The sequence below is a fragment of the Mastigocladopsis repens PCC 10914 genome (genome assembly GCF_000315565.1).
GTDB lineage: Bacteria > Cyanobacteriota > Cyanobacteriia > Cyanobacteriales > Nostocaceae > Mastigocladopsis > Mastigocladopsis repens.
In genome coordinates this window covers 353,188-378,280 of the sequence record NZ_JH992900.1, presented here as the reverse complement: position 1 = coordinate 378,280, position 25,093 = coordinate 353,188, and the positions used below count along the sequence as shown (strand labels likewise).

Annotated in this window: 21 protein-coding genes and 4 pseudogenes; 15 read left to right on the top strand and 10 right to left on the bottom strand. The window is 43.5% G+C overall.

Features of this window, described 5'->3' with window-relative positions; genetic code table 11:
* Window positions 1-664 precede the first annotated feature (664 nt).
* Window positions 665-856, top strand: coding sequence for a hypothetical protein (locus tag MAS10914_RS33845; protein ID WP_156818069.1), 192 nt, complete (start codon window positions 665-667; stop codon window positions 854-856).
* A gap of 102 nt (window positions 857-958) precedes the next feature.
* On the opposite strand, the gene MAS10914_RS0102055 is transcribed toward MAS10914_RS33845, so the two are convergent.
* From MAS10914_RS0102055 to MAS10914_RS0102045, 3 genes are all read right to left on the bottom strand, one after another.
* On the bottom strand, window positions 959-2,794 hold the full coding sequence (locus tag MAS10914_RS0102055; protein ID WP_017314234.1) for a protelomerase family protein: 1,836 nt from the start codon (window positions 2,792-2,794) through the stop codon (window positions 959-961).
* A gap of 119 nt (window positions 2,795-2,913) precedes the next feature.
* A complete protein-coding gene (locus MAS10914_RS0102050) occupies window positions 2,914-3,411 on the bottom strand; it encodes a GIY-YIG nuclease family protein (RefSeq protein WP_017314233.1) in 498 nt (165 codons plus the stop codon).
* Between the two features lie 53 nt (window positions 3,412-3,464).
* Window positions 3,465-4,658 carry an acetate and sugar kinases/Hsc70/actin family protein gene (locus MAS10914_RS0102045; RefSeq protein WP_017314232.1) on the bottom strand — a complete coding sequence of 398 codons (1,194 nt, stop codon included), beginning with the start codon at window positions 4,656-4,658 and terminating at the stop codon, window positions 3,465-3,467.
* 296 nt (window positions 4,659-4,954) lie between these two features.
* On the opposite strand from MAS10914_RS0102045, the pseudogene MAS10914_RS36565 reads away from it, so the two are divergent.
* The 3 pseudogenes from MAS10914_RS36565 to MAS10914_RS36555 all read left to right on the top strand — a co-directional run.
* Window positions 4,955-5,407 (top strand): annotated as a pseudogene (locus MAS10914_RS36565) (DUF4158 domain-containing protein); the annotation flags it as partial.
* Window positions 5,408-5,887: 480 nt separating this feature from the next.
* Window positions 5,888-6,493: pseudogene (locus MAS10914_RS36560) on the top strand (Tn3 family transposase); the annotation flags it as partial.
* A pseudogene (locus MAS10914_RS36555) lies at window positions 6,490-6,936 on the top strand (Tn3 family transposase); the annotation flags it as partial. The pseudogenes MAS10914_RS36560 and MAS10914_RS36555, both read left to right, overlap by 4 nt.
* On the opposite strand, the gene MAS10914_RS36360 reads toward MAS10914_RS36555, so the two are convergent.
* The 4 genes from MAS10914_RS36360 to MAS10914_RS0102025 all read right to left on the bottom strand — a co-directional run bounded on the left by MAS10914_RS36360 (window position 6,933) and on the right by MAS10914_RS0102025 (window position 9,726).
* Entirely contained in the window at window positions 6,933-7,235 is a 303-nt protein-coding gene (locus tag MAS10914_RS36360; RefSeq protein ID WP_332248788.1) for a tyrosine-type recombinase/integrase, read from the bottom strand. The pseudogene MAS10914_RS36555 and the gene MAS10914_RS36360 overlap by 4 nt on opposite strands.
* A 28-nt stretch (window positions 7,236-7,263) precedes the next feature.
* A complete protein-coding gene (locus MAS10914_RS36355) occupies window positions 7,264-7,554 on the bottom strand; it encodes a tyrosine-type recombinase/integrase (protein ID WP_332248787.1) in 291 nt (96 codons plus the stop codon).
* A gap of 447 nt (window positions 7,555-8,001) precedes the next feature.
* Entirely contained in the window at window positions 8,002-8,139 is a 138-nt protein-coding gene (locus MAS10914_RS36550; protein ID WP_408605848.1) for a ribbon-helix-helix domain-containing protein, read from the bottom strand.
* Between the two features lie 261 nt (window positions 8,140-8,400).
* A complete protein-coding gene (locus MAS10914_RS0102025) occupies window positions 8,401-9,726 on the bottom strand; it encodes a tetratricopeptide repeat protein (protein WP_017314229.1) in 1,326 nt (441 codons plus the stop codon).
* Window positions 9,727-10,164: 438 nt separating this feature from the next.
* Between MAS10914_RS0102025 and MAS10914_RS36545 the strand changes: the two are divergent.
* From MAS10914_RS36545 to MAS10914_RS33830, 5 genes and pseudogenes are all read left to right on the top strand, one after another.
* Window positions 10,165-10,341, top strand: a pseudogene (locus MAS10914_RS36545) (type II toxin-antitoxin system VapC family toxin); the annotation flags it as partial.
* A 217-nt stretch (window positions 10,342-10,558) separates the two neighbouring features.
* Entirely contained in the window at window positions 10,559-10,789 is a 231-nt protein-coding gene (locus MAS10914_RS0102020) for a hypothetical protein (protein WP_017314228.1), read from the top strand.
* A 219-nt stretch (window positions 10,790-11,008) separates the two neighbouring features.
* Window positions 11,009-11,248, top strand: coding sequence for a helix-turn-helix domain-containing protein (locus MAS10914_RS0102015; RefSeq protein ID WP_017314227.1), 240 nt, complete (start codon window positions 11,009-11,011; stop codon window positions 11,246-11,248).
* A 384-nt stretch (window positions 11,249-11,632) separates the two neighbouring features.
* Window positions 11,633-11,827 carry a hypothetical protein gene (locus MAS10914_RS33835; protein ID WP_156818068.1) on the top strand — a complete coding sequence of 65 codons (195 nt, stop codon included), beginning with the start codon at window positions 11,633-11,635 and terminating at the stop codon, window positions 11,825-11,827.
* A gap of 617 nt (window positions 11,828-12,444) precedes the next feature.
* On the top strand, window positions 12,445-12,630 hold the full coding sequence (locus MAS10914_RS33830) for a hypothetical protein (protein WP_232224081.1): 186 nt from the start codon (window positions 12,445-12,447) through the stop codon (window positions 12,628-12,630).
* A gap of 57 nt (window positions 12,631-12,687) precedes the next feature.
* Here the strand turns inward: MAS10914_RS33830 and MAS10914_RS36540 are convergent, their stop codons facing one another.
* The gene (locus MAS10914_RS36540; RefSeq protein ID WP_071599785.1) at window positions 12,688-12,930 is read right to left on the bottom strand and encodes a Rieske (2Fe-2S) protein; all 243 of its coding nucleotides are present in this window, start codon (window positions 12,928-12,930) and stop codon (window positions 12,688-12,690) included.
* Between the two features lie 66 nt (window positions 12,931-12,996).
* Here MAS10914_RS36540 and MAS10914_RS0102000 point away from each other — a divergent pair, with 66 nt between their 5' ends.
* On the top strand, window positions 12,997-14,010 hold the full coding sequence (locus MAS10914_RS0102000; protein WP_017314224.1) for an aromatic ring-hydroxylating oxygenase subunit alpha: 1,014 nt from the start codon (window positions 12,997-12,999) through the stop codon (window positions 14,008-14,010).
* On the opposite strand, the gene MAS10914_RS0101995 is transcribed toward MAS10914_RS0102000, so the two are convergent.
* Both MAS10914_RS0101995 and MAS10914_RS0101990 read right to left on the bottom strand, forming a co-directional pair.
* Entirely contained in the window at window positions 14,007-14,447 is a 441-nt protein-coding gene (locus MAS10914_RS0101995; protein ID WP_017313973.1) for a hypothetical protein, read from the bottom strand. The genes MAS10914_RS0102000 and MAS10914_RS0101995 overlap by 4 nt on opposite strands.
* A gap of 96 nt (window positions 14,448-14,543) precedes the next feature.
* Window positions 14,544-16,196, bottom strand: coding sequence for an IS1182 family transposase (locus MAS10914_RS0101990; RefSeq protein WP_017313974.1), 1,653 nt, complete (start codon window positions 16,194-16,196; stop codon window positions 14,544-14,546).
* 142 nt (window positions 16,197-16,338) lie between these two features.
* Between MAS10914_RS0101990 and MAS10914_RS36535 the strand changes: the two genes are divergently transcribed.
* The 5 genes from MAS10914_RS36535 (at window position 16,339) to MAS10914_RS0101970 (ending at window position 24,923) form a co-directional block, all read left to right on the top strand.
* Window positions 16,339-16,587: an SRPBCC family protein gene (locus MAS10914_RS36535; RefSeq protein WP_084786307.1), complete on the top strand. Its 249-nt coding sequence runs from the start codon at window positions 16,339-16,341 to the stop codon at window positions 16,585-16,587.
* Between the two features lie 83 nt (window positions 16,588-16,670).
* Window positions 16,671-17,051, top strand: a complete 381-nt coding sequence (locus tag MAS10914_RS0101985) for a type 2 periplasmic-binding domain-containing protein (RefSeq protein ID WP_026082278.1) — start codon at window positions 16,671-16,673, stop codon at window positions 17,049-17,051.
* 37 nt (window positions 17,052-17,088) lie between these two features.
* Window positions 17,089-17,445, top strand: coding sequence for an alpha/beta hydrolase (locus MAS10914_RS29375; protein ID WP_017314222.1), 357 nt, complete (start codon window positions 17,089-17,091; stop codon window positions 17,443-17,445).
* 777 nt (window positions 17,446-18,222) lie between these two features.
* Entirely contained in the window at window positions 18,223-24,297 is a 6,075-nt protein-coding gene (locus MAS10914_RS0101975; RefSeq protein ID WP_026082277.1) for an AAA family ATPase, read from the top strand.
* Entirely contained in the window at window positions 24,294-24,923 is a 630-nt protein-coding gene (locus tag MAS10914_RS0101970; protein ID WP_017314221.1) for a response regulator transcription factor, read from the top strand. Before MAS10914_RS0101975 ends, MAS10914_RS0101970 begins: the two co-directional genes overlap by 4 nt.
* Window positions 24,924-25,093 lie beyond the last annotated feature (170 nt).

Below are 25,093 nucleotides of genomic sequence, written 5' to 3'. Positions count from 1 at the left end.
ATTGGAACAATTAAACACATCAATCGTTGCTTCTATTACAGGTTGGGATTTTATTCTTGATGCTTTATTTGTATCAGGCTTTTCGTGAAATGGTATAATATGAGTGGGAAGGCTGGCTACCAACACTGGCTACCGACCGGGGAACTCTAATAACATCTCCAGTTCATCTGATATCTATATCTACTAAATCTACTAACACCGTAGCCAGCCTCCGCTTGTCGAGGGCTGGCTACGGACTCATGTATTTCTTAACGCTGGCGACGGACTTTTCGTGGTGTTAGGAAAAACTATGCAACGGCTTAGTGTAGCTATGGGTATAATATTATATTTGTCAACTGTACGCGCTCCCCTAATTTATTTAATTTCCAAATATAACTTAATTTTATTATTGTAATTTTTAATTGTTCAAAAAAACTGTACATAGCCAAAAAGTATCTTTGAGCTAGCTTTTGGTTCAAAGAAGTTTAATAAAAACACCAAAAATACCGAGAATTAACGCTAAACTCTGATTCTTCTGTCTATAAGTTCGTAGTAATCTGTAGCAATTAAAAGTAAAAAGCAATGGCAAATGTTATATCGTGTAACACCTGCCATTGCTACCCATTTAGTCCAGACTTGACTGCTATTCAAATCTGGCAAACTTTGTCGTTTCAAAAACAAGACAATGATAGACAATACTAAGATAAATTCAACCAGCGAACAAGTTGAGATTCCATCTAGCTATCCACCCACTCCACAACCACCTTATTCGCAAACGGCTTATGACTATCTGGCATTAGCCCCAAGTCTACTAGTAGCCGTAACACCTCTAATTATTGCTTGGTGGCAGCATCGGGATAGGGATGACGATAGATAACTTTTAAAACATGAGAACAGGCGTTGCATAGTGCAACGCCTGCTACAAAGATTAATAATAACCGATGGCGATCTCTGTTGCCGTACTTAGGGCAAGCAATCGCTATTCCCACAACTTGACCAAATCCGTAATCTCAACTCCCTTATGACGCTTGTTGTGGTACTGCCCTAGCGCGTACTTGTTGTTATGGTCGTCAACAGTTAACTGATGTGTTTTGACCCAATCCCCTACAGCTTGCCTGTTACAACCTGATACTGAACTCAAGGTAACACTGCCAATGTACCAACGGTCATTGTTGCTTGGTGCGTTGTCGTTGTAGTCGGCGATCGCACGAAACGCCCGATAAATTTTTTCCTCCACCGCGCCTGGTGCTTTCATGTTTCTCAATTGCTCGTTTGAGATACCCCCCCAATCTATTTCGGGCTTAGGTTCGGGTAACTTGCGACCTGTCTCAGGTTTTTCTTGTGGTACTGTTGCCACTTCCTCTTGTGGTTTGGTTGCGGTTGCCGCGCCAGAACTCATCATCTCCATCATCTGCTGCATCATCTGTTCTAGTCGTGCCGTTTGCGCTTCCAGCTTGTCGATACGGCTTTCACTTGGGACGCCTGTGCTTTCAACAGTAGAAGCTTCAGATACGGGTGTAATTTGTGGTTGCTGGCTCATTACTTGTGACTCCTCTTTAAGTCGCTGATTTTGTTGCTGTAACTCTACTACCTGTTTTTCGTAAACAGTTATCACTTCCTGCAAGTGAACAATCTTCTGCTGAGACTCAACCAATCGGCGCTCCAGCGATTGGATATGGTCCATGGATTGTAGTAACCGATGAACGACTTCTTTTTGACCAGGGAACCCCCAAAGCTTTTGTAGTTCCTTAACTTTTTCTAAATCTGAGACCGATGCTTTGACATTAGCTAGTTTCTCTACATCCACTTCAACAAACCTCACTGGCTTAGTAACGTAATAGTCGCTGTAACCTGCTGACGTAGCGAGCTTTCCTAGTACCCTGTCATCTTGAATTTGTGGTGTGAAATGACCAAGGATTCTAGAGGCATATAAAATCTTTGCTCCATACGAGCCATGGCAATCACGCTCTGTAGCTAACACGGCGTAAGCAGCCCTTAATGCTTTGTTATTATCTTGGTCGTCACCGTAACGGAAAGCGAGTACTGGTGTTTTTTGTCCTTTATCTCCGAAGTAAGTCCGAACAACACGGCGCAACGACTGACCACGGCGGTTATCAATCTCTATATTCTGCTTGGTAATGCTAGGAGAGCCTTTCGCGACCTCTTGGAGTAATGATTGGGTGCTAGATTCCTTGCGTAACCTAGCTAAAGCTTTGATTACGTAGTCGGCAGGAAAGAGTGTAGCAATCTCAAATACTGGTTTGTCACCGCGCTTTTTGCCTTGCCCCTCGAACTTCACGTGATAAGGTTTATCTTTAATAGCAGCGAACTTAGCACGGGCAATAATCTCGTGGGGTCGTCGTCCGGTTGCGGCAATCAAGCCAACAGCCAACTCATGAGGGTCGTCGCTGGCTAACAACTTCCCAGTCACTTCCAGATAGCTGTCGGGGTCAATTTCTGTGCTGTTCTCAAGACGGTCAATTACTCGCGTGCTTTGATTCCGCTCGTCCCACTGCTGCTTATTCAAACCACATAGCAAGGGTACATAGTGCTTTAGTTCATGTCCCTTGACGTTACCTTCAGCATCGTGTTTAGCAATTACTTCAGCGTTCTCCCCTGGTTTCAAGTCCAGATTTTTGAATTTCTTGTAAAAGCCATAAGCACTAAACTTAGTCCCTAGCGTTGCTTCGCTGTAGTTCTGTTCATTCAGCCATTCATTGAAGCGATCGCAATGTGGCTTAATCTCCTCAAGGCTCATAAGGTCTTTTGTCGCTTGAAATAATTCTTCTATCTTTTCTTGTAACGCCTTGCTCATCTCATCCCCTCCTTAACTAGTTATATAGTATCATAACGCGTTATGTAATGTCAATAACGCGTTACGATATTTTCATTTTCTGTTTTTTCTAGAAGCCTACTCTGATAAGTAATCCCGCTCTAACGCTGTCCTGGTATTGCTTCTACGCTTGGCTGTACCTGTGGCTCCCTCATGGATTGCCCTACTAGCATCCCCATCCCTAACAACGCCACCAGCCCACCCACAACCACCCGAACGGGTATATTCTCAAAGCTCAATCGCCGCGACTCGTAGCGGCTAAATGCCCAAAGCACCATTGCGTACTGCCAAGGGTTCAAATCAAACCATTCACGACTTTTAACTAGCCTGACATTGCAATGCTTAAATCTTTGGTGCAGTGTAGTTTCTACAAATTCCATGTCCTCAACATAGATAGTCTTGATAATTTCAATGTCACATGGTGGTTGGTTGTCTATGAATGTTTGTAAACGTGCTTCAGGATTTCGAGATAAGCCAATCTTGCAACGCTGAAGATAACAACCAGGGACTAGTCCGTGATACCCTTTGGCACGCATTAAGTATATGTACCCCGGTACATGGTCATCACGGTACTCACGGCGTTGGAGGAAACGTGACATGATAGCAGAGATTCCTTTCCTGTATGGATTTACGGAGTTAAGGCACTGGATGACTAGCTGTCGCCCCAGTGCTTTTGACTTTGGGGATTCAGATAACGCAATCCCGTTAAATTGATGTTTTGCGGATTTTCTAGTACCAGGAATTGAGGATTTTCAATATCCGCGCAAACATAAGCCCTCAGCCAATCAGCAATTACAGTAACTGCGAATCCTCCACCACAAGCGAACACTGGTGTCCCGTTCAGCAGCGCTTGGGAGACTTTAGTGAGCAAGCTTTCCACAATAGGCATTTCTGCAACCCACTCACTGAGGGCGTGGGTGACAATGTCGCCTATCTCTAGACTTTCTTGCCCGTGACGGTACTTGACCGAATGACCTCCTTTCTCATCTGGCTTTGAATTTTGCAATGCCGACTCCAGGTTTTCTTTTTTGAACTGGATTCCGCCTCGGTCTGTGCGAGATAATGCGATACTTAATCGCTCAATAATTGCTTTTATTCCGTTGCCACTGCCTGGTGTTTGCTCTACTGCCCGTGGTTTCTTGCCAACTTGATAGGTACTAAAAGTCAATGTCCCGCCGCCAAGGTCAATTACGCAAAATTCTTGTGTACTAACACTGCCTTGCAAGAGCATGGCACTTGCAAGGCAAGCACTGCCGTATCCTTCTGGATAAAGACAACTATCCGTATTTACAATCTCGATTTCAAAAACAGTTCCTTCCCAGGTAAAAGTCTTAATACCTTGCAAGGTCTTGGCGATGTCATTCTTTTTGCTAGAAGAAAGAGACAGTAGACGAAGCGTGATTTTTAATCGCGCTGGTTTACCTTTGTACTTCCTGCTCTCACCAATATCTGATAACAAGTCGGGGCAGTTAGTCAATGCTCCCAAAAGCCAGATATGGAGGAATCGGACTTTGTTATCTCGGAATGCTTCTGTCAGCGTTCCGTTAAGCGAACTGGTCACACGTCCAGCAGCATAGTTCTTGCTTCCTAGCGAAAAACAGCCAGAAATACCAGATGGCAACTCTCCTGAAACTTCTTTGAAGACACTAGGATAACTTCCTGCCCAACCATTAACCACAAACTTGCATCGACTGCTACCAGCATCCAGATCTAGGTCAACTGTCACCGACTTGTTTTGCACAACAGCAGCCCTGCGTGTTTTTTTAGCTGGTTTGTCTACTGTCTGCGGTAATTCAAGCGATTCGGAATTCTCTACAACTTCCAGTAATTTGATATCGGTCGTCACACCTTTGCCGTTCGTCGTCGTGTTTACGCTTGCCGGCGAAAATAGAAGGTTCGTGTCATCAGGTGCAGCCTGTGGCTATAACACTTGATATATATGGATTTTAGCCTCTGAACAACTTTTCTCTATTAGCTCCCTTTTTGCCCCTAATTCATAATTTTTCTAAATATATATTTTTTTAGGTATTTGACAAATAACCTAAAGTCTGTATTGTTGATTAATTTCTCATAGTGCAACAATCTTTTCTCATACACTCGCTTGAGAAATACTCAGGCTTTCAAACGATGGGAAGAAGATGAATGGTCAAACCAAATTGGGATACAGAAGAATTAATTGAAAACTGGACACTTCTGCCAACGGAATTAGAATTAGTCAGAAACAAAGTCGGCGGTAATCAGATTGGGTTTGCTTTGTTCTTAAAACATTTTCGGATTTTTACCTGTTTTCCTGATGAAAAATCGTCTATTCCTCAAATTATTATCTCTTACATAGCAAATCAACTTAAAATTCCTGAAAGCTCATACTCAGATTATGATTGGCAAGGACGAACCGCAAAAGTTTATCGGGTTGAAATTCGTCGTTTATTTAATTTTAGAGTAGCTACCGTCCAAGATTCAGTAGCAATGAGCGACTGGCTCATTAAAGAAGTATTACCTCACGAACAAAAGTTTGAATCACTCGTTGAAAGTGTCTATCAAAGATGGAGAGAATTGCAAATCGAACCGCCCACATCAGGAAGGATTGAGCGTTTGATTCGTAGTGCTATCAGTCAGTATGAAAGTGACTTCTGCTACCATACACTTTCTGGGCTATCAAAAGAAACTCGTGCTGAAATTGATATTCTCTTAACCACAGAACATTCTTTGAATACAGAAGAGAAACAAGATTCTGTGAAGCTAAAAACTTCCGAGTTTGCCTTTATCAAAACAGATCCAGGACCTGTGGGCTTAGAAAGTTTCTTAACTGAAATCGAAAAACTCAAACAGATTCGCAGTATTGGTTTATCCCTTGACTTATTTGAAGGAATATCACCCAAACTAATTAAAACCTACCGTCATCGGGCAGCTACAGAAACTCCCTACCTTTTACGACAACATCCCCCAGCGATTCGCTATACTCTGATGGCAGCGTTTTGTGTTCAACGCGCTCAAGAGATTACTGATAATCTCATCGAATTACTAATGTCGATTATTCAACGAATTGGGACAAGAGCGGAAAGACGGATCAACAAAGAATTAGTCTCGGACTTTCAAGAAGTAACCGGAAAAACTAATATTTTATTTCGCATTGCTGAAGTAGCTGTAGCTGAACCTTCGGGAGTTATTGAAAAAGTTATATATCCTGTAGTTTCTCAGAAAACTCTTAGAGATTTAGTAGCTGAATATAAAGCAACTGGTACAGCTTATCGTCAAAGAGTACATACTGTAATGCGTTCTTCTTTTGCTAGTCACTATCGACGGCTGATTCCTCAACTATTAGAAGTCTTAGAATTTTGTTCTAATAATGATATTCATCGCCCTGTCATTCAGGCATTAGAGCTACTAAAAAAATATGCTCAAAGTAAATCCCGATATTATGACAACGGAGAAACTATACCAATTGATGGAGTCCTCAAAAGTGGTTGGAAAGAAATTCTCTTAGAAAAAGATTCTGATGGCAAAGACAGAATCAACCGGATTAATTACGAAATTAGCGTTTTACAAGCTCTGAGAGAAAGACTCAGTTGTAAAGAAATTTGGGTAGTAGGAGCATCTCGTTATGGTAATCCAGATCATGATTTACCTACTGATTTTGAACAACACCGTCAAGTCTACTATCAGGCTTTAAGTCTTCCAAACGTTTTAGCAAAAATCCCTTTAAACATCCTACTTATCTGGCATTATTGGAATTAGGTCGGGTAATAAAAACGATTTTCTTGTGTCAGTACCTTGACTCAACAGAAGTCCGGCGAGAAGTTAATGAAGGATTAAATGTAGTAGAAAGGTGGAATGGAGTTAATGATTTTATCTTCTACGGTAAGGGTGGAGAGTTTGCTTCTAATCGCTTGGAAAGTCAGGAATTATCGGTTTTATCTTTGCACCTATTGCAGATATGTTTGGTCTATGTGAATACTTTGATGATTCAGAGTGTTCTGGAGCAGAAACATTGGCAGCAAAAGTTAACTGAAGTTGATTTTAGAGCAATTACTCCTTTAATTTTCAGTCATGTAAATCCTTATGGTACATTTAAGCTTGATCTCAAAGAGAGAATTGCTGGTTTGACACAACAACTGGTTGCTTAATCTCTCCAGAACTTTTCAAATCTTTGAGGTGACATTTGAGTATAACGAACTGTGTGGTGTATATTCTTATGTCCTAAATAGTCTTGAATTGCTCTGGTATCATGACCTTGGGCCGCTAAATAGTAGCCACAAGCATGGCGTAGTTGATGAGGATGAACTGTCCAAGCGATTTGAGCAATTTCTCCAGCTCTGGCTATGATATGACGGATTGAACGGGTTGATAGAGGTGCTTTGCGCTCGGATACGAAAACGTAACTCGAATCGGGGTAATCTCTTTGAATTTGACGCAAAGCTCTCAATTCGGGAGAACGCAGAGGATGAATGCTGTCATGACCATTTTTGACACGATGTATCTCTATAATAACCTCCTACTAAATCTATCTGCGACCATTTCAGAGCAACCAATTCGGCAGTTCTTAGTCCGTGACGAAACATCAATAAAATAATTGCTCCATCTCTAACACCATGACGACCTACTTTTTGAGCAGCACCAATCATGGCGTTGACTTCTGATGTCCGCAGATATTCTCTTTCCTTCTGAGATGATTTTTTCGACGGGGGAGTATTTTGAGAAAATATCTTTGCCGAAAATGGAAGTTGGATAGTGCTAAATAGCATGGGTCAAGTCCTCATGCTGAGGTCTATATTTGCATTGTACTTTGCCTAAAAGGAGACAAACTAGGCAAAGTTATCATTTGTATTTCTTATCAATTAACCCGAAAAAATCGGTCATTTTTACAAAACTTTACAAGGCTGCACCTGGTGACACGAACCTTCTATTTTCGCCATCTACAGCGGTACTAATCTCTCAATGTTTGCAGTTCGATTTTTGTAACTCCTGTAGCATCAAGTGACATATGAGGAATTTCCTCATATGTCACATAAAAATACAAAAATTACATACAATTGCATAAACCCTTATTATTCCCCAAGCTGACCCTGAACTAACAGGAGCCAGAAGAAAATTTCCAAAATTCGTTAAAAAATGTCGAATTTGAATAGAGGAACCATTCTGCCAATGATGATAGAAGACATAAGCTCCCGGACGCTGTCTGCTAGTGAACCTTAAGCTATCGGCTTTTTGCCGTACTTCTCAAACAAGTCATTCAAAGCTTCAGCCAACAAACCTTGAACAGTTGTGTCTTGCTCTAGTGCTAGTTGCCTTAGTTGTCGGGAGACTGCTGGGTCGAAATGTCCCGCGATCGCCTCACGAAATAATGAGCATTACAGCCTCAGTAGCGGCAACATTATGGTTCCAGTCGCGGCAAGATTATAGGTATACCGACAGCAGTACTTTCAGGCTATCTTGGTCCTGGTGACAGCTTCGCTATATCTACGCCAAATAACGGCTTTTTTTGACTTTGATGTAGCAATTTTTCAAACCCACACAGGATAGCGGTTTACAGTCCATCTTGCCGGAAATTACACACATCTCGGCTCAATACCTCTTAGCCACTGTTTCAACTACTTTGCTTGTTTTGAACAGGTTATGGCCTGTTTTACTTGGTCACCCAGTGAGACTGGCTCTACAGCTTTAGTAATCTCAAGAGCTTTGTCGTATTGCTCTAACACCGCATAGCCACGGGCGACGGTAATCATAACAATATTTTTTGATGAAACTTCCTTATCTGGTTTAGCCAAAGCGAGCGCCTGTGATAAAACTTCACTAGCGCGAGCCGAGTATTTTAGCTGTGCATAAACGTTGGCAATTTGAGCTAAGGCTTGGGCTTTGACAAATGTCTCCTTAATGTTTTTAACAGCTAATAACGAATAATCAAGAACTTCACCAGCTTTGTCGCTTTGTCCTGCTCCTTCGTAGATTTCAGCAATACCAGACAAATTAGTAAGCGTCATATAATTCTGCTGTGGTAGCGTTTTAATAAACTCAAACAATTCAGACGATAACTCAACGGCTTTCTGTTTTTGTCCCACAGCTACATACTTATCGATAAGCCTAGGCAAAATAAAAATTTTGAAACGCGGATTAGCCAAAAGGTTAGTTGAGTTAGGTTTGCTCGCTGTTCTATAAACTGCATCCGCCTGTTCTATGATAGAAGCAGCGCGAACCGATTGTCCGGCTATTCGATACTTTTCAGCGATATCCAGTAAAGTACTGAATTTGAATCCTTCGCCCATGATTTCTGCAACCTGAAGGGCTTGATCCAGTTGCCCTGCTTGTGCATAGGCTTGGACTATTTCCGACAACGCATTATCTCTCAATGAGATGTTTGACTGCGACGGCTCTATTATGCTCTTTGCAACCTGAAAAGCTTGATTGAGTTGCCCTGCTGACTTGTAAGCACTGGCTATTTTCCTTAATGCCTCGTTCTTGAGAGAAACATCCTTAATTTTTTGGGCAACTTGCAGAGCTTTCACTAGTTTTCCCGCTCTTACCAAGTCACTCACAGTCGCAGCGGAGCGCTCATCCGTTGGTACAGCGAAGCGCTCACTTGGTACAGCTGTAGAAAAGGTTGGTTTTACAGGGTCAGTAGTGATTTGTGCAGATAATCCAAATCCAAATAGGGATTTGGCTGCGGCTGTTGACATTGGTAAGGGCGGAAACGGACAAGCTGGGGCGATGGAGGATAGCGAAAAAGAAGATTCAAATTTAGTTGTTTGTGAGGCAGTGTTAGGACGGGGAGTGTTGCTAGACTGCTGTGGGTTTTGGGCAAGCAACAGAGGTAATGTCAATGAGGGGATCTGAGCAGTCGCCCCATCGAGGCTGAAAAAACCTAGCCACATACCCACTACTAAGTAACGCACCGCAACCGAGAGCCGGGATTTCCTCATAACTACTGCTATTCCATTGAACGAGGTATCTAGATGATCTTAGACAATTGACAAGCCTAGCAGCTTTCCTTACCGACGATTTGAGATATTCTGATGAAATTGAAACTCTGGGAACCCTCGTTTTAAGGTAATTCCTCTATCAGCCCCTTTGCCCGAAACCAATGAATGTAACCGCACTGTTCACACACCAAGCAAGCCGCGCTCTCGTTAGCCCAAGCCAAATCGAATAATTCAGCCCCCGTGGTGTTACATGGTTAGTTTTTAGAAAACAAAATATTTCAGTTCGGTTGACATTCAAAAATTTGGCAGCAACTATCAGGGGCATTTTTGGTTATGTAATACATGGCTTGAGGTCAGACAACTTCATCGCTTTACTCCTCAAGCCATCCTCTCTACATAAGCGTTTCCCGAATTCGCCAACAGTGTCTTCCGTAACACTACCCCTCGCAGCAAGTTGAAAAGAATTTAGAAATATTAGCACAGTTAACTCAACTGCTAACAGTTGAACCATTTGACTTAGATGCGGCTGTAGAATTTGGTAAGATTCAAAGCGAACTCAGACAGATTGGTAAACCAACGGGGGAAATTGATGCTTTGATTGGTGCTGTTGCGCGATACTCCGTAGGAGTGGCTGCCGCCATCGCGTAATGACATTCTGGTTACTAATAAGGCATTGAGCCGAGATACAGACGAAAACGGAAATAGCGGCTCTCAATGCTTAATTTTTTGTTATCTTTAACGGCTTTAAGTACAAATAAGTAACAAATTACCAAAGCTAGATAGGACAATTGTTGTCAGCCCTAATTTCCGAATATGCAGCTATCCCGGCTCAATGCCTATTTGCCCAGATCCCGCGACGCCCGAGTGGCTGAGCGCGGACAACCTTGAAGCGATCGCCGAATTCCTGGAGGCGTGCGAAGATTTCAGTATGCTCGCTGACCTGCGCGCCCTCTTCCCGCGAGAAGCACTCCGGCAGGCGAGCCGACGGGTCAACCCTGCCCAGCGGGCGCTGCTAAAAGATTGGTTGGCACAGTTGGTGGACGAGGCAGTCGTGGCAGCATGACTGTCTTGATACCAGGGTGTTGATAATAAACCTCAGAAAACCTTAGATTGCTGGCAGTTCCACCAAAGTGAGGAACTGCAAAGCCTTGCCATCAAACAGCTTTTAAGCAGTTTGGTTTTGAGGGTCGAACAGTCTAGAATAACGCAAGTCGCGCCCTACAAGCTTGCCGGGGTGGGGATTCCGTAGCACTGACAAAAAAACTAGAAAAATGATAGAAAAATGACAAAAAAACTAGAAAAACGGCGAGCGATCGCTCTCCTCGCTCAAGGTCACACCCTGAGCGAGATTGCGCGTAGACTGAACATCTCGGTCTCTTCCCTCAAAACCTGGCTCAAAGATCCGGATTTTCAAAGCGCTGTGGTTTTAGAGGCGAAAATTGGGCAAGTCGGGGGCGTTGTCAAGTCATTTGTGATTCGCGATCAAAAATTGGTCAAAATGTGCATCAAAAAACACGTCTGATGGTTCAGCGCGTAAAATGAATAGTCTCGTTCACTCAGCATACGATACTATGTCAAGAAGCCCAAACCTTCAAGATTTTGTCCACCCGCGAGCAAAGTCCCTCGTGCAATTAGAACGAGAAAGCGATGAATACGATCTCGTCTCAGCCGCCCTTTACGGGTTTTGCGTGCAGCCAAACCCTAAAGTCAAACTTGTAACTCTAGGATTACTCAAGACAGCCAATCTCGACGAATACAGAATTTCATTTTTACTCGAAAAATGCTTCAGAGGTGAATGTTTAGCAATCTTTGAAACTCAGAGTCTGATGCTTGAAGGATTTGAAATTCTTTGTGAGTCTCATGGGAGGGATATGCGATCTATTCTTGCAAATCTGGGAGACGCAAAATGTCCGTATCGGTAGGATCTGTCTTTTTGGATTTCAACCTAAATGTAGATGATCTTGATCGAAACTTAGCTCGGGCGAAGCGGCTTGTCGGCGTAAATAGAAGGTTCGTGCAACCAGGGGCAACCTATGGCTATAAACCTTATACAGCAACAGTTACAGGGATTGATACGAGATTTAACCGCACTCATGAATAGATTTGTTGCACAAATACTTTTTCTAGCGCATAGACAGTAAAAGAACTTTGCCTAAAACGGAGCTTGGAGTACCTGGAAGTGTCTGTTTCAAAGTATTATCGCTCCGTCTCGAAACTGAAAAACATTGCCTAAAAGAAAGCAAACTAGGCAAATATATGATTAGTATCTCTTATCAATTAAGGCTAAAAAAAGAGTAATTTTTACAGAACTTTACAAGGTTGCCCCTGGTTGCACGAACCTTCTATTTACGCCATCTACCAAGTTTCAAGGGCTTTGGGATGATTAATATTTAAACCCCTTGGTTAATTCTTGCCCATCTCCCCCGAAAAAAATCGCTCTCTCAGTATTTCCCCAAAGATACTTTGTCGTTGATATTACTATTTGTTTGGGTCTGGTGGCTATCCTTTTTTCTGTCCGAGCTAAAGCAAGCGAAATTAATAAGTTTTTCTGACAATTTTCGTCCCAACACAAATAAGTAATATCACCAAAGAGCATAAATTTTTATATTACTTAACCTACTTAAGTCTCTAGTAGGGTTAGCAGATTTTATAAAAGAGGCGGAAAACTATAAAAAACTATAAATAAGATTAATCATTTTGTGTTCGCGCATAATACCCGTGAACAAGTCTTTTTTGTCCAAAGTCCAATGCCTTTGGACATCTGGCGATCGCTACACTGACCCTGGTATAGATGCTTACGAGCAACAATATCGAGAGCGCACGCTGAAAAACCTAAAGAAAAAAGCTCAAGCTTTTAGCTTAGAACTCATCCCTATTTCTAACGCTACGGAATGTGTTTCTTGAAAGAATTACTAAAAAACGATATAGTTTATCTCAACATGGTTGTCTTGAATCTTACCTTTAATCTTGAGCTATTTCGATAATTTCCAGAGAAGCAGAGCTTGGACCTGATAAAAGTTTACCTGAGGTTATCTCAAATTTTGAGAAGTGCAAAGGACAAGTTATAGTTCCATTTTTTTCATTAATTAAACCGCAATACAGTTTACCTCCTCGATGAGGGCAAGCAGCAGGTACAAGGTATTTGTTGCCCTTAAATTTAAAGGTAATACCTTCTGAAGTATAATCCGAACTGACAGAACTCAACTTCTGAGTTGAGTTATAACCTTACAGGTACTTGTCTTCTCTAACACATCAAGACAATTAATAATTATGGATGCACACACTTTTAAAACCACCAACGAAGACCGTTTAAGTAGAACTCAACGTAGCATCCTTAACGCTGCTGAGCAAACTATTGAAAATGCAGTTGCTTTGCCCCCTAGCGCATATATAGACGCTGACTTCTACAACTGGGAGGTCGAGCATATCTTTAAGAAGCAGTGGCTTTGTGTTGGGCATGTTTCGCAGTTGCCCAACCCAGGTGACTACTTCAACATAAATCTGTTAAACGAACCGATGGTCGTTGTTCGTAGCAAGGATGGAAAAGTGCGCGTCCTCTCTCGTGTGTGTCCCCACCGAGCGATGGATATTATGCCACAGGCATATGGACACCCACCTAAAGGAAATCGTCGCAGTTTCGTCTGCCGCTATCACAACTGGTCCTTCGACTTGAATGGTCAACTGGTAGGTGCTCCTGAGATGCAAAAGAGCGAAGGCTTTAACCGCAAGGAAATTTGTCTCCATAACTTTCGCACAGAAATTTGGGAGGGTTTCATCTTCATTACATTCGATCCCAACTTGGAGCCTGTGAGCGTTCATTACACTGGATTGTTGCCGTATCTGGAACGGTGGAATATCGCCCAGATGGAGATGGTTGCGGATCTTCAATGGGACTGCAATTTCAATTGGAAGGTGCTGGTCGAGAATTTTATAGAAGCGTACCACCAGCTCGGCGCTCACCCCGAAACATTCGAGGCGATAATGCCCGCAGTAGGTTCATGGATTGAGCCTGAAACGCCCAACTACTTGGTTCTTCACCTGCCACTGGCTAAGCAGATTGTGGAGCAAGCTAAGGCTGGCAAGGCAACAGTTGATTTTAAGCCGCCTGACACGCTCAAAGCTGAAGATTATTACGAATATACGGTGTATCTGGGCGAACCTGATTTTATGGTATTAGTAGGGCCGGATCGGGTCTACTGGTTTTTCATTTTGCCTGAAGGTCCAGACAAAATAACCCTTCGCACTACGCTTCTGATACCGTTGGCGAATTCCCAAAACATCTAAACTGAACGGGTCAGTTCAACAATGAAACGATTGAGAGCTTTTTGAGCAGTTTTATACCCAGGTGCTTGTTTACCTAACTTCAGTTCAGACAAAACACGGTCACGTAAAATTTCAAGTTCTGCAACCATTGGCAGAGCAATAGACTGTTCTGTAATAACGGGATTAGATGTTTGATGAAAATCCTCTTGTCGTGTATTACACGGAGGAGGTTCGTTTTCTGGTCGAGTCTGAGTGAAATTTTCTGAGTCTAACCGTGTAATACTCGGTAGATTCTTATGCCTAGTAATGTGTTCTAAATAATCAGCCCTGGTTAAGCCTAAGCATTCAGAAGCAATACCAATAGCCTTCCAGGTTTCATCAGTTAATCTCAATGAACGAACTAGACGATAATCTTCATTCTTGAGAGCAAATTTCCCCTGAATATCTCGTTTTAGCATCCCAACTTCCGTGTATGACACCGTCTTAGTTTAACCTGAAAACCAGGTCTCTCACCGAGTAATACACGGAAAAAGCAACAGATTATTTCGTAGGATTTAAATGTTTGGTTCTGCCAGAAGCGCAAAGTGTGAGGAGCGAGTTTTAGCCCGTGGTATCTCCTCCAACCAAGCGAAAACTCGACCTAGATTGATAGCGGCTGCCGTCAGGATATGCTGTAAGTGAGTTTTAGCTAGCCCAATATAACGGCAGTCGCGCATTTCAAATGCTCGGATTCCTTGAGAGATAGTTCCTTCAATACCTGAGCGCAGCCCATACTGTTTTTGAAACTGTTCAGTTTTTTGTCGTTCCCTGGCTTTTTGAAGAGCTTCGTAATCGGATTGCACCTGTATGGTTAACCCACGAGGGTTTGTTTTTGCACGAGTGCATTGAGACCGAACCGGACACGCTAAACAATCACGCTGCCGAAACTCGACGTAAATTACGGGTTTTCCATAAACGTCTTTATTCTTTTTCCAAAGGTAACTACGCTTACCTTGAGGACAATATACGGCTTTATGCTCCCAATCTATTTTAAAATGAGATAAATCAAATCCAAGACCTGCTTTTGCTTGCCATCCAACGTTGAGGGCTACTGGCCCGAACAAATCAATGTTATAGTCTCGCTGTGAGCTAGAAAGCAATTGGGAAGAAGTATACCCTTGATCAACCAAATGCTGTTGAGGTAAAAGGTCTTTCTGCTCCAGAGCTTGATGAATTGAGGGAACAACCGTTTGGTCTTGACTTGTAGCAGGAGTAGATTCTACATGAGTAATGATATGAGGTAAATTTTCATCACAACTTTCTGTTAGATGCACTTTGTACCCTGTCCAGTTGGTAGTGCGCTTAGTACTATTACGCGCTTCTAAGTCGTAGGGTGAGCGAATTCGTAGTGCCGAAGGCGGGCCATCTTTTTCATTGCGTAACTGAATTTTCTCTGTTGGTGCATAGTATTGCTGTAACCAGACCTGACGCAAAACTTCTACGGCTGGCAGTTGTCGCAATTCAACGGGTGCTGTTTGAGAATAGATAGCATCAAGTAAATCAAAGCCATCAGCCCCAATTGTCACAGCCAAAGCTTCTCGTTCTGGAGCCGTTCTGGGTAGTCGGGAATCTTCAAAGCGTTTGCTATAGCGGTCATACCATTCGGGGGGAGCCAATGACTTCAGCCAGGTGGGTGCTATTTCTGCCACAGCATTTAAAGTATACCGCAGGGTTTCTCCCAGATGTTCCAGTCTTGTTAACTCTCTGACCACCGCTAGTATATGAGTTGAGTCAGTGCGCTGTTTTCCTCTTGCTGACAGCAGTTTGAGTTCCTGAAATCTCAACAGCATCTTGTCTAGTATTTGCTGCTCAATACCACCTGAGATCAATCGATCACGGAATTCGCTTAAAATACTAAAGTCAAAACCTGGATCTGTTAACTCCAACGACAAAGCATATTTCCAATCAATCCGTCCTTGCACTGCTTGGGCTGCTTGCCTGTCTGAAAGATTTTCTAAATATTGCATCACCAGTACCATTGCCAAACGCCAAGGTGCAAGTGCAGGTTGACCGCGTTGTGGATAAAGCGATGCGAAATCTTCATCCTGATAAAATACCCCAAGTTCATCACGCAATCGCATATATAAATTACCTTTGGGAAACGCGGCTTTGGCTACACGTACCGTTTCATTGGGAACAGGAGGAATTTTTTCCGGATGTAAGCACATATACTGCCTCCAAAGGTATTTCTTCTAGTTTATTGATAATTGAGGCAGCTAAGTTCATTTTTTGTTACCGTGTATTACATGGTGGAGTGTAGCTCTCTTTATCATGTAATACACCGTAAACTCTCCGTTTTTATGTTAAGTAATATTTCGCCAACGGTATCCGCTTCTGGTCACTCCCGAGAGTAAGCAAGCAGATGACTACGAGCAGATACTTGAACGTGAGATCGAGGGGTTGAAGCTTTTCCACATAGAGGACATGGAGGTTTGTACAGCAGTACAACAAGGGTTACGCTCTTCGACCTACTCGCCTGGTCCGCTTAGTCACCTTGAAATGCCTATTTTGCTTTTTTATCGTTACTTGGCATCGCGAATCCGGGAAGTGTCAAATTAAGCAATCCCTTCTCATGTGGTTGTCATTTGTTGTTAAAAAATTTAAAAGGGCAGAGTTAACTCGCGTTTTCAGAGGGAAAGCCTATGACTGTATCGTCCCGTCGTTCATTTATTCGTTCATCTATTTTATCTACGATGACCGCTGTGCTTGCAGTGAGCTGTAACCGACCTCAAGCAAATCTAACCTCTGCTTCACAGCAATCCGGTCAGCCAATTCGCTTGGGATTTAGTTTGTGGCCGGGCGCAATTCCCTGGCAGATCGCCGAGGATAAAGGGTTTCTCAAGGCGAGTGGTGTAAATACAGAAATTACCTGGTTTCAGACGCTAGCCGATCAGCTTAACGCATTTACCGCAGGCAAGATTGACATTGCAAACCTTACTCTAACTGACTTGTTCATGAGCAATGCCAACAACGTTCCCTGCAAAGTAATTTCGCTGCCTGACGTTTCGGCAGTTGTATGGTGAGTACGGGAGCGATATTGCCTTCATAGACTCTGCATTAATGCAGACATTCAGTCGCTACGCTGTAGACCCTGCACAGATCGCGGTTGAAGGTTTTTCTGACGGTGCTTCTTATGCGCTTAGTGTCGGCATCACTAACGGCGACTTGTTTTCCCACGTCATTGCGTTCTCGCCCGGGTTCATGGCACCAAAAAAGCAGCATGGGGAGCCGCAAATCTTTATCTCACACGGGAAGTGGGACAATGTCTTGCCAATTGACCGCTGCAGTTGTAAAATTGTGCCGCAACTGCAACGTGCTAACTACGATGTAGTTTATCAAGAGTTTAATAGTTTTCATACTGTTCCTACAGGGATTGCACGTTCTGCACTGACTTGGTTCACCGCAGAACGGGAATAAAAAGCGGCGGTTATTTGCTCAAAGCAGTTTTTTCCACTCCCTTGAAATATCTGCTACAACAAAATGTCTTTATTTTGGCTTGCCCCCTTCTGGATGCCATAAGTGCGAATGTTTCTATAAAAATAGCAAGTTATGAACACGCATGGTAACAGTTGTATTTGATGGGAATGTTTTACGTCCAGATGCGCAGCACCATTAGTCTCATTTTCTACAGTTGTCAGGCGGTCATAGGAATCATGCTATAGGTAAAGTGTCTTGCTGTAATGCTCAACCATCGTTAACCGTCCGTTTTGACCGTAATCATAAGCAAGCGGTTTCACCTGCTTGAGTGACTTTAGGCAAAATCTGTCCAGCACGCAAAGTAAAAACTGTCCGAAATTGGTGTTAACTCCTTCCAGGATTTAATAAGTATTTAGTTATGGGAAGTGTCAATATTTCGCCGCCATAACCAGACTTTTAATATATTTTGAAAGTTAAAAAAATAATAAAGATTTCAGGCGATTTTATTTGGGCTTTCTATCACGACTACAGCAATACTTTTGGCACGCAAGGGCGGCGATTGCGCTCTGCGCAGTGCCGTAGGCAATCGCTATGCGCGTCCATCCAGACTATAGGTACTTGAAAGGTAGATGGTGTGAGCAATAGGAAATCAAGGGCGAATGAGGTTTGTGAAAAACTTTTCGGCACTGATTTTTAAAAATATGCATTCACGAGCGCACTTGCACAATGTGGGATAATAGCTGACACGGCTCATGATGCTCATCAGGAAAGAGTTCTATGATTGCCCTATCTGGAGTTGCCATCCAAAGCAAAATCTATGAGAGTTCAGCATCTCTGGTGTATCGGGGCATCAGAGTGCAAGATGAGCAAGCGCTCGTCGTAAAAATGCTCAAGCAAGATTATCCCTCTCCTCAAGAACTGACTCGCTACAGACAAGAATATCAAATTACTCGTTCCCTCAACATCCAAGGAGTTGTTAAGGCATACAGTCAGCAGGATTATCAACGCACGCTTGTTATTCTTTTAGAAGACTTTGGCGGAGAGTCCCTAGAGCAATGGATGCACAAGCGCCTAGACTTCTGCCCGATGCCCTTATCCACATTTCTACCTCTTGCCATCGACCTCACAGATATTCTGGGCAAAATCCATGCAGCCAATGTCATTCATAAGGATATCAACCCTGGAAACATCGTCCTCAATCCGGATACTGGCGTTGTCAAAATTATTGACTTTGGGATTGCTACTGGGTTTAACCGCACGAATCCGACTTTCAAAAGCCCTCATGTTTTAGAAGGAACCCTCGCCTACCTGTCTCCAGAGCAAACAGGGCGAATGAACCGTTTGCTCGATTACCGCACCGATTTTTACTCGCTCGGTGTGACGTTCTACGAACTGCTCACTGGACAGTTGCCGTTTCCCACAACGGACATCCTTGAACTAGTTCATTGTCATATTGCCAAACCGCCTGTTCCCCCGTATGAACTGAATGCAACGATTCCCAAACCTGTTTCAGATATCATTCTGAAACTGATGGCGAAAAATGCAGAAGATCGTTATCAGAGTGCCTGGGGCATCAAAGCGGATTTAGAACGCTGTGCTAACCAACTCATAGAAACAGGGCAAATTGATTGCATTCAATTAGGTCTGCAAGACGTTTCGGATCAGTTTCAAATTCCCCAAAAACTGTATGGACGCGAACCGGAGATTGCAGCATTATTGGCGGCGTTTGAAAGAGTAGCAAGAATGGGGAATGTTGGCAAAGCCCACCGACCAAAGGAAAGCATAGAAAATCCTCAATTTAACGTCGAAATGATGCTGGTTTCTGGCTACTCTGGAGTTGGCAAATCAGCGTTAGTGCAGGAACTCTATAAACCGATCACAGCAAAGCGCGGCTATTTTATCTGGGGTAAATTTGACCAATTAGGGCGCAATATTCCCTACAGCGCGATCGCCCATGCCCTGCAAAAATTGGTGCAACAACTGCTGGGTGAACCAGACGAGCAGTTGAAACATTGGCGATCGCGCTTACTCACGGCATTAGGCAGCAATGGACAACTCATCATTGATGTGATTCCCGAAGTAGAACTCATTATTGGCAAGCAGCCGCCCGTACCAGAAGTTGGAGCAACTGAAGCTCAAAATCGCTTTAATTTAATCTTTCAGAAGTTTGTGCGGGTGTTTTGTTCTCAGTCACACCCGCTTGTTATCTTCTTAGATGATTTGCAGTGGATAGACTCAGCAACGCTTACGTTAATCGAGCTGATGCTGCTCGATGAGCAAACCCAATTTCTATTCTTGATTGGGGCTTATCGAGATAATGAGGTCAATTCAACACATCCCTTGGCATTAACGCTCTCGCGATTGCGAAAAGGGAGGGCAGTGCTTCAGGAGATTGTTCTAGCCCCCTTAACGCTCTTGCCGTTAAGTCAGTTGATTGCCGAAACGCTGCATCGGGATGCAGACACCGTTCATTCCTTAGCCCAGTTGGTGCTGCGTAAAACTGAAGGCAATCCCTTCTTCGTCGCCGAATTTTTGCGAATGCTGCATAGCGAAAATCTATTGACCTTTGATGCACAACACTTAATCTGGCAATGGAAAATTGCTCAGATTCAAGCCCAAGATATCACCGATAATGTGGTGGAGTTGCTGCTAATCAAGTTGAAGAAACTACCAGAGAAGACACAGCAAATTCTCCGCTTAGCCGCTTGTGTCGGTGCCGAGTTTAATTTAGATACGTTAGCGATCGTTTGTGAGCAATCCCCTAAAGCGGTTTCTCTAAATTTATTGGCAGCGATACAAGCTGGATTCATTCAACCCTTGTCTGAATTAGACGAGGACTTGTTGATTCAAGAATATAAGTTCTTGCACGATCGCGTGCAGCAAGCAGCATATGCCTTAATCGATGAGTCCCAGAAACAAGTTGTTCATCTTCAAATTGGTCGCAATCTACTCGAAAAAACTTTGAGCGCGCGACTATCAGAGCGGCTGTTTGAAATTGTTGATCATCTTAATCATGGGATTGAGCTGGAGAGCGATCAATCAGAACGAAATGAAATCGCTTTCTTAAATTTAATCGCAGCTCAGAAAGCAAAAAGGGCGATCGCCTATAGTGTGGCGAAAAAATATTTAGCTACAGCAAGAGTTTGGCTGGCAGCTTCTAGCTGGCAAACCAACTATGACCTAACCTTAGAGTTAGCTTTAGAAACTACAGAAGTTTGCTACTTATGTGGCGATTTTGAGCAGGTAGAATGTTGGGCAGAAATCGTTCTACAAAAAGCTAAAACAGTTCTCGAGACCGTAAAAGTTTACGAAGTCAGAATTCAAACTTACATCGCACAGAATCAGCTATTAGAAGCGATCAATACTGCGTTGCAAGTTTTGCAGCAACTGGGGATCTGTTTTCCCGAAGCGCCAAATCAGGTAGATATTCAGCTTGAACTCGACACAATCACATCCCTTTTGAGGGAGAAGGCGATCGGGGATCTCATCCATTTGCCCAAAATGACTGAACCGAACCAGTTAGCGGCAATGCGAATCCTATCGGGGATCACAATCACCGCCTACATTGCGGCTCCTAATTTGATGCCGCTCCTTGCATTTAAACAAGTTAACTTGTCAATCCAGTATGGCAATGCATTTGTGTCTCCCTTTGCTTATGCCATCTTCGGGATGATTCTCTGTGGTAGGGTCGGGAATATTGAGTCTGGCTATGAGTTTGGGCAGCTTGCTTTGAGGCTATTGTCGCAGCCTCATACCCATTCAATTAGAGCCAGAACACTGTTCATTGTGCATAATTGCATCATTCACTGGAAAGAACATATTAGAAAGGCATTGAAGCCATTGCTAGAAGCCTATCAAAGTGGGCTAGAAACTGGAGATTTAGAGTTTGCTGGCTATTGTGCTCATGTTTACTGCTCTGAGTCCTTTTTCATCGGAAAGGAACTCGTGGAACTTGAACACAACCTAATAACTTATAGTGATGCAATCCGTCAAATTAAACAGGAAACCGTATTAGCTTGGCATCAAACTTACCAGCAGGCGATCGCAAATTTGATGGGATGCTCGGTCAATCCATCCCGTCTCGTTGGCGAACTCTACAATGAGGAGAATGGACTGCCACAACACGAAGCCGCCAATGATGGAATCGCAATCTTCGATGTTTATTTCAACAAACTTTTCCTGTGCTACCTCTTTTATGAGTATTTCCAAGCAGTTGAAAACTCAACTAGAGCGGAAAATTATTTGATCCGAATCACAGGCACATCCCTTGAGGCTTTGTATTACCTCTATGATGCTCTGGCAAGACTGGCAATATACCCCGGAAGCAGTGCTCAAGTGCAGAAGGAAATCCTTCAAAGAGTTGCGATTAATCAGGAAAAAATGAGGCAGTGGGCACATCATGCGCCGATGAATCGTTTGCATAAATATCATTTAATCGAGGCAGAGAAAGCACGAGTTTTGGGACAGTTGCTTGAGGCAGAAGAGTTTTACGAGCAAGCAATTCAAGGTGCCAGAGACAATGAGTACCTTCAAGAAGAAGCGTTAGCCTATGAATTAGCTGCCAAATTTTACCTATTGCGGGGTCGGGAAAAGTTTGCTCAAACATACATGAAAGAAGCTCACTACTGCTATGAACGCTGGGGAGCCACTGCAAAAGTCAACGATTTAGAAACTCGCTATCCACAGTTCTTTCCTAAGTCGTTAGGCATAGCTGATACGACAAGCCCCAAAACTTTTAAAACTACCTCTAATACCTCACACATCGCTTTCGATTTGGCAACGGTAATGAAAGCGTCCCAAGCGATTTCGAGTGAAATTGAACTAGACCAGTTGCTCCGTTCCTTAATGCAGATATTAATCGAGAATGCTGGCGCACAAACTGGATGTTTGCTTTTGGAAAACGATGGAGAATGGGTAATTGAAGCTGCTTGTGAACTCAATGATAGTGAAAATGTTTATGCTACACAAGTGCTGCAATCGTTTCCAACAGCAGGTCGCTTATCTGAACCAATTATTCAATATGTAATCCGAACGCATGAGTCTGTCATTTTAAGTAATGCAACTCGTGAAGGTAATTTTATCAATGACCCCTACATTCAACAGAACCAAATTCAATCACTTGTCTGTTTACCGCTATTAAATCAGAGTAAGCTCGTTGGTGTGTTGTATCTAGAAAATCAATTAATAACTGGGGCATTTACACCAGAGCGATTCTCCGTTCGCGCAAGCGTGCCGGAGGCATTAGGAGACGCTACGCAAACGCAAGTTTTACATCTGTTATCATCCCAGGCAGCGATCGCCATTGAAAATGCCAGGCTCTACTCAAAGCTACGGAAGAGCGAAAGTAGAATGAAACAATTTCTAGAAGCTGTCCCGGTAGGAATTGGAGTATTGGATGCGGCAGGTCGCGTTTACTACGTCAATCAACGGGGAATTCAGCTAATGGGTAAAGGGATTGATCCTTCTGTGGCACCAGATCAAATTCCAGAGGTTTATCAATTTTATCTGGCGGGAACAGATCAAAACTATCCAACTGAGAACTTGCCAATCATCCGGGCGTTAAGTGGTGAACGCACCACGATTGATGATCTGGAAATTCACCAAAACAACGCAACCATTCCAGTCGAGATTTGGGGAACTCCTATCTTTGATGAACAGGGCAATGTAGCATATGCGATCGCAGCCTTTCAAGATATCACCGAGCGTAAACAAGCAGAGAAACTGCTCGCCGATTACCACCAAACGTTGGAACAACAAGTAGCTGAGCGGACTTTGCTCCTTTCTCAGGAGATTCAAGAGCGTCAGCGAGTTGAAAACGCCCTGCGGCAGAGTGAAGAACAACGCAGGCTGACGATGGACTTCACCCATATTGGCAGTTGGAACTGGAATATTGTGGAGAATACAATGGAGTGGAACGATAACCATGCCCGACTGCTAGGGTTGGTACCTAGTGAAATTGAGAGTAGCTATCAGACGTGGCGTGAGCGGGTTCATCCAGAAGACATCGAGCGAGTTGAGCAAGCTATTGTGGAAGCTCTGGAAAACCGCACCGACTATGAAGCTGAATATCGAGTGATATACCCGAATGGCAGTATTCACTGGTTAGTGGGTCGAGGTCAAGGTATTTATAACCAAACTGGACAACCTGTGCGAATGCTGGGTGTAATTCTCGACATTAGCGAGCAGCGAAACGCTGCACTGCGTGAACGCAAACGCGCCGAAGCCGCCTCAATTCTGGAAGAACGCAACCGCATGGCGCGAGAAATTCACGATACGCTGGCACAGTCCTTCACCGGCATTATCATTCACGCTAGATCTGCTGAACGCAAGATAACGGTAGACCCAGAAAAAGCTCAGGCTTACCTAGCTCAAGTACAGAACTTAGCCCGAACTGGACTCACAGAGGCACGCCGCTCTGTAGAGGCGCTGCGCCGTCCATACTTATTGGAAAATAATGATTTGCTCAGCGCTTTCAAGCATCTAACAACCCAGCTAGAATCATCCACTGGTACGATAATTATATGTGAAGCCATCGGTATCCCCTATCCGCTCCCCTGTGAGGTGGAGAATAATCTGCTTAGGATTGGACAGGAAGCATTGACTAATGCACTCAAGTATGCTAAGGCAACTGAAATTCGCGTTGAACTAATCTATCAATCCATGCAGTGCATATTACGAATTAAGGACAATGGACAGGGATTTACCATTGATCGTGATTCTAGTCACAATGGTTTTGGTTTATTGGGGATGGCAGAACGTGCCGATCGCATTGGGGCACAGCTCCAGATCCAGAGTACCCCCGGACAAGGGACAGAAATCGTGGTGTCCGTGAATCAGGAAAAGCCATCATGAGCCAACCCAATACCATTCGTATTCTGGTTGTAGACGATCACCCTGTTGTGCGTCAGGGCTTGGTTGCGATGCTGGAAGAAGCGCCAGATATTCTTGTAGTTGGACAAGCTGAGAATGGTCGTGAGGCACTCGCCGTCTTTCGTCAACAGCAACCAGATGTGACTTTGATGGACTTGCGAATGCCACAGATGGATGGAGTCGCTGCCATTACTGCCATCTGCGCCGAGTTTCCTACTGCTCGGATCATCGTGTTGACGACCTACGACGGCGATGAAGAAATTTATCAAGGATTGCGCTCAGGTGCCAAAGGGTATTTACTCAAGGATGCCGATCCAGAAGAATTACTGTCCGCCATTCGCGCCGTTTACAAAGGACAGAAGCATATTCCACCCCAAGTAGGTGCCAAACTCTTAGAGCGCATGGCGAGTCCAGAATTGAGCGATCGCGAGTTAGAGGTGCTTCAACTCATTACAACAGGCAAGAGCACCCAAGCCATTAGCAAGGCTCTACATATTACTGAACGCACGGTCAATTTTCATGTCAATCATATTTTAAGTAAGCTGGGCGTGGAGGATCGCACTCAGGCTGTGATCGTTGCATTAAGGCGGGGCATTGTTAGCTTGTAGCGTCATACCTGTCAAATTTGTCAGTTTATTAGCTGTCTAAATTGTCAGCTTATCAACTGAAGTTTTTCTCAGCGACAAAATCAAGTGAACCCTCTAAATTGAGATTATGCAACAAATAACAGAGCGACATCGGTTTACCCAATTGTGAAAAAAGTTTCATTCATAGCAAT

Bases quoted from the DNA above. Each gene is read 5' to 3' on its own strand.
- MAS10914_RS0102000 (WP_017314224.1), top strand. From the start codon at position 12,997: ATGGATGCACACACTTTTAAAACCACCAACGAAGACCGTTTAAGTAGA.
- MAS10914_RS0102050 (WP_017314233.1), bottom strand. From the start codon at position 3,411: ATGTCACGTTTCCTCCAACGCCGTGAGTACCGTGATGACCATGTACCG.
- MAS10914_RS0102055 (WP_017314234.1), bottom strand. From the start codon at position 2,794: ATGAGCAAGGCGTTACAAGAAAAGATAGAAGAATTATTTCAAGCGACA.
- MAS10914_RS0101975 (WP_026082277.1), top strand. From the start codon at position 18,223: ATGATTGCCCTATCTGGAGTTGCCATCCAAAGCAAAATCTATGAGAGT.
- MAS10914_RS0102020 (WP_017314228.1), top strand. From the start codon at position 10,559: ATGCCTATTTGCCCAGATCCCGCGACGCCCGAGTGGCTGAGCGCGGAC.
- MAS10914_RS0101970 (WP_017314221.1), top strand. From the start codon at position 24,294: ATGAGCCAACCCAATACCATTCGTATTCTGGTTGTAGACGATCACCCT.
- MAS10914_RS0102015 (WP_017314227.1), top strand. From the start codon at position 11,009: ATGACAAAAAAACTAGAAAAACGGCGAGCGATCGCTCTCCTCGCTCAA.
- MAS10914_RS0102025 (WP_017314229.1), bottom strand. From the start codon at position 9,726: ATGAGGAAATCCCGGCTCTCGGTTGCGGTGCGTTACTTAGTAGTGGGT.
- MAS10914_RS33845 (WP_156818069.1), top strand. From the start codon at position 665: ATGATAGACAATACTAAGATAAATTCAACCAGCGAACAAGTTGAGATT.
- MAS10914_RS0101985 (WP_026082278.1), top strand. From the start codon at position 16,671: ATGACTGTATCGTCCCGTCGTTCATTTATTCGTTCATCTATTTTATCT.
- MAS10914_RS0101990 (WP_017313974.1), bottom strand. From the start codon at position 16,196: ATGTGCTTACATCCGGAAAAAATTCCTCCTGTTCCCAATGAAACGGTA.
- MAS10914_RS33835 (WP_156818068.1), top strand. From the start codon at position 11,633: ATGTCCGTATCGGTAGGATCTGTCTTTTTGGATTTCAACCTAAATGTA.
- MAS10914_RS0101995 (WP_017313973.1), bottom strand. From the start codon at position 14,447: ATGCTAAAACGAGATATTCAGGGGAAATTTGCTCTCAAGAATGAAGAT.
- MAS10914_RS29375 (WP_017314222.1), top strand. From the start codon at position 17,089: ATGCAGACATTCAGTCGCTACGCTGTAGACCCTGCACAGATCGCGGTT.
- MAS10914_RS36355 (WP_332248787.1), bottom strand. From the start codon at position 7,554: ATGCTATTTAGCACTATCCAACTTCCATTTTCGGCAAAGATATTTTCT.